At 64.2% G+C, this 6,708-nt stretch carries 6 protein-coding genes; 4 read left to right on the forward strand and 2 right to left on the reverse strand.

Annotation, left to right across the window (positions count from 1 at the left end):
• A partial coding sequence (locus ABYW26_RS08570) for an NAD-dependent epimerase/dehydratase family protein (protein WP_372604361.1) occupies nucleotides 1-454 on the reverse strand: 454 nt, incomplete at its 3' end.
• Entirely contained in the window at nucleotides 451-2,172 is a 1,722-nt protein-coding gene (locus ABYW26_RS08575; RefSeq protein ID WP_372604363.1) for an FAD-dependent oxidoreductase, read from the reverse strand. The genes ABYW26_RS08570 and ABYW26_RS08575, both read right to left, overlap by 4 nt.
• Before the next feature lie 172 nt (nucleotides 2,173-2,344).
• Here ABYW26_RS08575 and ABYW26_RS08580 point away from each other — a divergent pair, with 172 nt between their 5' ends.
• From ABYW26_RS08580 to ABYW26_RS08595, 4 genes are all read left to right on the forward strand, one after another.
• Nucleotides 2,345-3,430: a Gfo/Idh/MocA family protein gene (locus tag ABYW26_RS08580; protein ID WP_372604364.1), complete on the forward strand. Its 1,086-nt coding sequence runs from the start codon at nucleotides 2,345-2,347 to the stop codon at nucleotides 3,428-3,430.
• A gap of 4 nt (nucleotides 3,431-3,434) precedes the next feature.
• A complete protein-coding gene (locus ABYW26_RS08585) occupies nucleotides 3,435-4,262 on the forward strand; it encodes an IclR family transcriptional regulator (protein ID WP_372604366.1) in 828 nt (275 codons plus the stop codon).
• A 70-nt stretch (nucleotides 4,263-4,332) separates the two neighbouring features.
• A complete protein-coding gene (locus tag ABYW26_RS08590) occupies nucleotides 4,333-6,090 on the forward strand; it encodes an FAD-dependent oxidoreductase (protein ID WP_372604368.1) in 1,758 nt (585 codons plus the stop codon).
• Between the two features lie 2 nt (nucleotides 6,091-6,092).
• A complete protein-coding gene (locus tag ABYW26_RS08595; RefSeq protein ID WP_372604369.1) occupies nucleotides 6,093-6,704 on the forward strand; it encodes an NIPSNAP family protein in 612 nt (203 codons plus the stop codon).
• Nucleotides 6,705-6,708: the final 4 nt, after the last annotated feature.

Consider the following 6,708-nt stretch of genomic DNA (forward strand, 5'->3'; position numbering starts at 1 on the left):
CGACCCGCGCCACGCCTTCAAGCGCCAGCTTCAGGATACCATACAAGGTCATCGGACGCGGATGGACCGGATCATCCGGGCCATAAACACCGCCAGTACTGGCAAAAGCGATGCGGGTGACGCCCAAGGCCGCAGCGGCGGAAAACACGTTCTGGCTGCCGATCAGGTTGACCTCGATCGCAAGACGCGGATCGGCGGCGCAATCGACGGTCATCAGACCGGCCAGATGGATCACCGCCTCGCAGCCGCGCATGGCGTTGGTCACATCCGCCAAAGACCGGATATCCCCCGCGATCAGGCGCGCCTGATCCGACAGGCCGGGCTGCACGAAGTCCAGATTTTCAGGCCGGGGCGCCAGATCGAACAGGCAGGGCGTCAGGCCATGCTGCACCAGTTCACGCGCCACCCATGCGCCGATAAACCCCGTGCCGCCGGTGACCAGAACCCGGGTCACTGCCCTGCTCCGGTCGCGGTCTGGGCGGCAATATAGCCAAAGACGATACCGGGCCCGATGGTGATGCCGGGGCCGGGATAGACCCCGCCCATGATCGAATTCATATCGGCGCCGGCGGCGAACAGACCGTCGATCACCGAGCCATCCTTGCGCAGCAGACGCGCATGCTCATCCGTCACCAGACCCGTCGCCGCGCCGATATCGCCGGGCCACAGCTTGACCGCGTAATAGGGGGCGGCCTCAAGCTTGCCCAGCGTCGGGTTCGGGCCGTGGCTGGCATCGCCGTTGGCGCGTTCATAGACCGTGCTGCCACGGGCGAAATCAGCGTCAACTCCGGTTTCGGCATAGGCATTCATACGGCTGACCGCGTCCGCCAGCCCCGCCGCATTGATATCCAGCTTCAACGCCAGCTCGTCCAGCGTCTTGCCTTGGGTCAGATAGCCATCCGCAAGGAACGGTTTCAGGTCCGCCCCACCCGGACGCACCATGCCCAAGCCGTATTTGGCAATCGCCCGGGCGTCAGCGATCAGAAAGACCGGAATGTGGCTGCCGTTCTTGTTGGCCGCATACATGCCGCTGACGAACTCATGATACGAGCGGCTTTCATTCATGAACCGCTTGCCATCGCGACCCACGGCGATGATGCCGGGCTTGCTGCGGTCCAGAACGAAATGCGGATAGGCGGCGGTGCTGCCATCGGCGCGTTTGCGATGCGACACCGGCGCCCAGTAACAGGGCTGGGCCGAGGTATCGGAATAACGCGCGCCCATGCCCAGCACGATGTCATGCAATTCGCCGGTATGACCGGGCGCGGCGGGGCTGAATTCGGGGGCCGGGTTGGGCAGCATCTGTTGCCGTTTTTGCGGATGACGGGCAAAACCGCCGCTGGCCAGAACGACACCTTTCTTCGCCACGACCGACCGCACATCCGCGCCGCGCTTCAGCCTCAGGCGATGGGCCGCGCCGCCAAGCGGTTCCAGCCCGGTCACCTGAGTTTCGGTGACGATGGTGACACCCAGCTTGCGCGCCGTCAGCAACATCCGCCCGATCAGGGCATTGCCCATCAACAACCGCGTGTCGCGGCCATAGCGCATTTTCTGCAGGTAGTATTTGCCGACGATCCGCATCGAATAGGCCAGCGACTTCAGCGATTTCTTCATGTTCAGCAGATGCGGAATGTCGTCGCGGTCAATCATCATCCCGTTCAGGATGGTCAACTCGGGGATCGGTGGGCGGATCAGGGACAGATCGTCGCCCAGAGAGGCGCCATCAAAGGGCTGCGGTTCAAGCGCGCGACCGTTCGAGGTGCTGCCCTCAAGCTCGTACAGGTAATCGGGGTGGAAAGGACGCGGGCGGAATTGCACGTCGGTCTTGTCTTCCAGCGCGTGAATGGCCGAGGCGCCATTGGCGACAAAGGCCTCGCGCAGCGCCCGGGGGGCGCGGTTGCCGACGGCACGATCCAGAAAGCCCAGAACCTTGTCGGCGCTGTCTTCCGTGCCGAACGCATTGGAATAGCGGGTCAGCGGCACCCAGGTCGTCGCGGCGGACAGGGCCGAGGTCCCGCCCAGATATTCGGTGCGTTCAACCAACAGCACGCGCTGGCCATTCAGCCCGGCAAACACCGCCGCAGCCATGCCAGCCGCCCCCGCGCCCAAAACGATGAGATCAAATTCCTGACCTTCCGATACGGCCGTCAGTTCACAGCTTTTGCCCGGCATCCCGTTCCTCCCCAAACCGTCCGACTCGGGTGTCGGCCACGGCGATCCGCCAAAGTGATAGCATTTTTGGAAAGTCTTTCAAGTTTTAAATTAGCTTTCATTTTCGGCCCGGTTTGCTATTTTATCCAGCACAAGACCTGCGGGTTCCGCAGCCTAGGGGAGGAAAAACAAGGTGAAATCGGCTCGAATCGCTGTGATCGGGGCAGGCGCCATTGGGCGCACGCATCTTGATGCCATTCGGCGCTGCGACGGTTTCTCTGTGTCCGGCATCGTCGAGCCGACCCCGGCAGCCGATGCGCTTGCCGCTGAATATGGCACCAAGGTCTATCCCGATCTCGAAGCCCTGATTGCCGACGCCCCCGATGGTGCCATCGTTGCCACGCCCAACGCCCTGCATGTCCCGATCGGGGCGGCGCTGATGCGGGCGGGCATTCCGGTTCTGATCGAAAAACCGCTGGCCGACACGCTGGAGGCCGCCTGCGATCTGGTGGCCCTGTCGCGCAGCACCGGCACCCCCGGTCTGGTCGGTCATCACCGCCGTTACAACCCGATCATCCGCGCCGCCAAGCAACAGGTTGACGATGGCGCCTTTGGCGATCTGGTCATGGGCACGGTGTCCTATTCGCTGCGCAAGCCGGACAGCTATTTCGATCTGGCATGGCGGCGCGAGGCCGGCAACGGCGGGCCGCTGCTGATCAACGCCATCCATGAAATCGACCTTTTGCGCCATCTGTTCGGGCCGGCGGCTTCGGTCATGGCCATCACCACCAATGACAAGCGCGGCTTTGCGGTCGAGGACACGGCCGCGGTGATCTTTCGCTTTGCCAATGGCGGGCTGGTGACGCTGGCGGTCTCGGATATCGCCGTCGGCCCGTGGTCATGGGACATCACCGCCGCTGAAAACCTTGACCGCTTTCCCGCCCATGACGCGATCTCGCACAGCTTTTGCGGCACCGAGGCCGGGTTCAGCCTGCCCGATCTGTCGTGGTGGCGGCACAGCGGCGCCAAGGACTGGACCCGTGAACTGGAGCACAGCCATCTGAGCAAATCCGCCGAAGATTCCTATGATGCGCAAATCCGCCATTTCGGCGAGGTGATCGCCGGGCGCGCCGCGCCGATGGTGTCGCTGGCTGACGGGGCAGAAAATCTGCGGGTTCTCGCCGCCATTCAGCGCGCCGCAGCCGAAAAGCGGCCCGTAAACATTGACGAAACGCCCGGCATCGGGGCACCTGACATGCAGTCGACCGAAAAGGAATGATCTGATGTCAGGCGTATTGGAACGAACCCTCTCCATCCTTGAGTTGTTAACAAACCATCCCGACGGGATGCAGGTCAGCGCCATAGCCACGGAGCTCGACATGCCCGCCAGCGCCGCGCACCGGCTGCTGAAGGAATTGTCGCAATACGGATATGTCCGGCAATTGCGCAGTCAGGGCGACTATGCGCTGACGATCAAGCTGGCGGCGATGGGGCTTAGCTTTCTGGGCAAGACCGGCGTCACCGATGTGGCACAGCCGATCCTTGACCGGCTGGCGGCGCAATCGGGCGAACTGGTGCGGTTGTCGGTGGTCGATTATCCCGATCTGGTCTGGGTCGGCGTGGCGCAGGGGGCAACCACCGGCCTGCGCTATGATCCGGGCCGCGAACAGGGCGTGGTCGTGCATCTGGCCAGCAGCGCCGGGGGCCGCGCCTGGCTGAGTGCGCTCAGCGACGAAGAGGCGCTGGAACTGGTGGCGGCACAAGGCGTCGAGCCGCCGTTCAACGGCGGCCCTGACATCGCCCATACCATTGCCGAGGTTCTGGACATCCTGCACCAGACCCGCGCCCGCGGCTATTCCATCGCCGTGAACAGCTATCTTGCCGGCATGGCCGCCATGGCCGCGCCGATCCACCGCCCTGATGGCGGCGCGCCGATTGGCTGTGTCTCGATTGCCGGGCCCGCCGTTCGGGTCACGCCCGAGCGCATGGAAGAATTGAAACAACCGCTGCTGGAGGCCGCGGCCGAAATTGGCGATGCCGCGGGCGGCTCGTCGTTCTTCAACCGAAACCGGGCGCCTGCGCCCTCAACCGCAACCCGCCGGACGGCATGACCATGGTCGTGCCCTCATATCGGCACTAGGCCCCGTTTACCGGGGCCCCGAGGATCTGTCTGGGCACGACATGACAACTGAAGACTTGGCCGGAATGGCCTGTGATGTGCTGGTCGTCGGATCGGGCGCATCGGGATTGGCGACAGCAGTAACCGCTGCTTATCACGGTCTGGACGTGATCGTTGCGGAAAAGGCCGAGGTGTTCGGCGGCACCAGCGCGTGGTCGGGCGGCTGGCTGTGGGTGCCGCGCAATCCGCTGGCCCGCGACGCCGGGATCGACGAAGACCCCTCGGAACCGCGCCGCTATCTGCGCAGCGAGCTGGGCAACCGCGCCAGCGACCCGCGCATTGACGTTTTTCTTGAAAACGGCCCGCGCATGGTCGAATTCTTTGCCGATCACAGCGAGATCGACTGGATCGACGGCAACAAGGTTCCTGATTTCCACGCCACGCCGGGCCATGCCACGGGCGGGCGGTCGGTCTCGGTCGCGCCCTATGACGGGCGCAAGCTGGGGCGCTGGATCGACAAGCTGAGACCGCCTCTGGATATCGTCAGCATTGCCGGACTGGGCGTCGCGGGCGGCGCCGACATGGCGCATTTCTTTAATGCGACGCGCAGCCCGGCCTCGGCATTGTATGTCGGCAAGCGGCTGGTGAAACACGGGCGCGATCTGGCGCTGCATGGCAGGGCCATGCAATTGGTGAATGGCAATTCTCTGGTGGCGCGGCTGATGCGCACGGCGCTGGATCTGGGCGTGCAGCTGATCGACAGCGCGCCCGCCGTGGCACTGATCCGCGACGGCGACCGCGTGACCGGCGCCACCCTGCGCATTGATGGCAAGGACCAAACCGTCACCGCGCGGCGCGGCGTTGTTCTGGCGGCGGGTGGCTTTCCGCATGATCCCGAACGGCAGGCCGCGCATTTCGACCACACACCCGGCGGCATCGGCCACCATTCCGCCGCCCCGCGCAGCAATACAGGCGACGGCATTCGCATGGCCGAAAACGCCGGTGCGGCGCTGGATTTCGATCTGGCCCAACCCGGAGCATGGGCGCCGGTGTCGCTGGTGCCGGATGGCAAGGGCGGGTTTAAGAACTTTCCGCATCTGATCGAACGCGCCAAACCCGGCTTTCTGGCCGTGGATGCCAGCGGCAAACGGTTCGTGAACGAGGCCGACAGCTATCACGATTTCATGCACGCCCTGCTGGCCCGCAGCCCCAAAGGCACGACCCCGCATTGCTGGCTGATCTGCGACCACCGGGCGCAGCGCCGGTTCGGTCTGGGCTGGTCGAAACCGTTCCCGTTCCCGGTAGGTCCCTATGTGCGCAACGGCTACCTGAAGAAAGGCCGCACCTTGGCCGAACTGGCACAGGCCTGTGACCTGCCAGTTGCGGCGCTGGAGGCCACGGTCAGTGCCTTCAACGGCTATGCCCACGCCGGGGCCGACCCCGAATTCAACCGCGGTGCCTCGGCCTATAACAAGGTGCAGGGCGCGGCGGATCACCAGCCGAACCCGTCACTGGGCGCCTTGGAAAAAGCGCCGTTCTATGCGGTGAAGCTGGTGCCGGGCAGCCTTGGCACCTTTGCCGGGATCAAGACCACCGCCGCTGGTCAGGCCCTGACCGCCGATGGTTCGATCCTTCCCGGCCTGTTCGCGGTCGGCAATGACATGGCCTCGATCATGGGCGGCAATTACCCGTCGGGCGGCATCACCCTGGGGCCGGGCATGACCTTTGGCTATGTGATCGGCCGCATCCTTGCCGGTCAGCCGGTGGCTGGCCTGCCCTCCGAACCCTCCGAAAATTCGCTTCAAACACAGGACGCATAACCATGAGCTTTTATGAAATCGCCACGCTGAAAACCGTGATCTTTGGCGCGGGCAAGGCCTCGCCCGGGTTGCAGGAATGGCTGGCCAATGGCAAAGGCACGCTGTTGGGCGCCTTTGCCCCGGACGTCGGCAGCCTGAACGAAATCCTGCTGTTCCGCAAATTCGGCACGCTGGACGAAATGATGACCGAGCGCGAGCGCGCGATCATGTCCGACAACCCGATGGGCTGTGTCGAGCATCTGGTCGATCTGAAATTCGACAGCCTGAAGGCGTTCGATTTCCTGCCCGAAGTCACCCCCGGCGCCTATGGCCCGGTTTATGAATTCCGCACCTACAAGGCCAAGCTGAACGGCGTGTCGGTCACGCAGGACAAATGGCGCGGCGCCATGCCCGGGCGCAGCGAATATTCGATGCTGGCCTTTGCCGGCTGGGGTTTTGACGGCGCGCCGCGTGTGACCCAGATCTGGCCCTATGCCTCGCTTGATGCCCGCACCAAGGCCCGCAGCCAGTCAGTCGCGGATGGCAAATGGCCGGCCAAGGGCGGGCCGGACTGGCTGACGCCGGATATGACCTCGGCCATCGCGATGCCGTTGCCTTTCTCTCCGATGACCTGAACCG

The sequence above is a fragment of the Actibacterium sp. genome (assembly GCF_041584535.1).
Taxonomy (GTDB): domain Bacteria; phylum Pseudomonadota; class Alphaproteobacteria; order Rhodobacterales; family Rhodobacteraceae; genus Actibacterium_D.

Bases quoted from the DNA above. Each gene is read 5' to 3' on its own strand.
- ABYW26_RS08575 (WP_372604363.1), bottom strand. From the start codon at position 2,172: ATGCCGGGCAAAAGCTGTGAACTGACGGCCGTATCGGAAGGTCAGGAA.
- ABYW26_RS08595 (WP_372604369.1), top strand. From the start codon at position 6,093: ATGAGCTTTTATGAAATCGCCACGCTGAAAACCGTGATCTTTGGCGCG.
- ABYW26_RS08585 (WP_372604366.1), top strand. From the start codon at position 3,435: ATGTCAGGCGTATTGGAACGAACCCTCTCCATCCTTGAGTTGTTAACA.
- ABYW26_RS08590 (WP_372604368.1), top strand. From the start codon at position 4,333: ATGACAACTGAAGACTTGGCCGGAATGGCCTGTGATGTGCTGGTCGTC.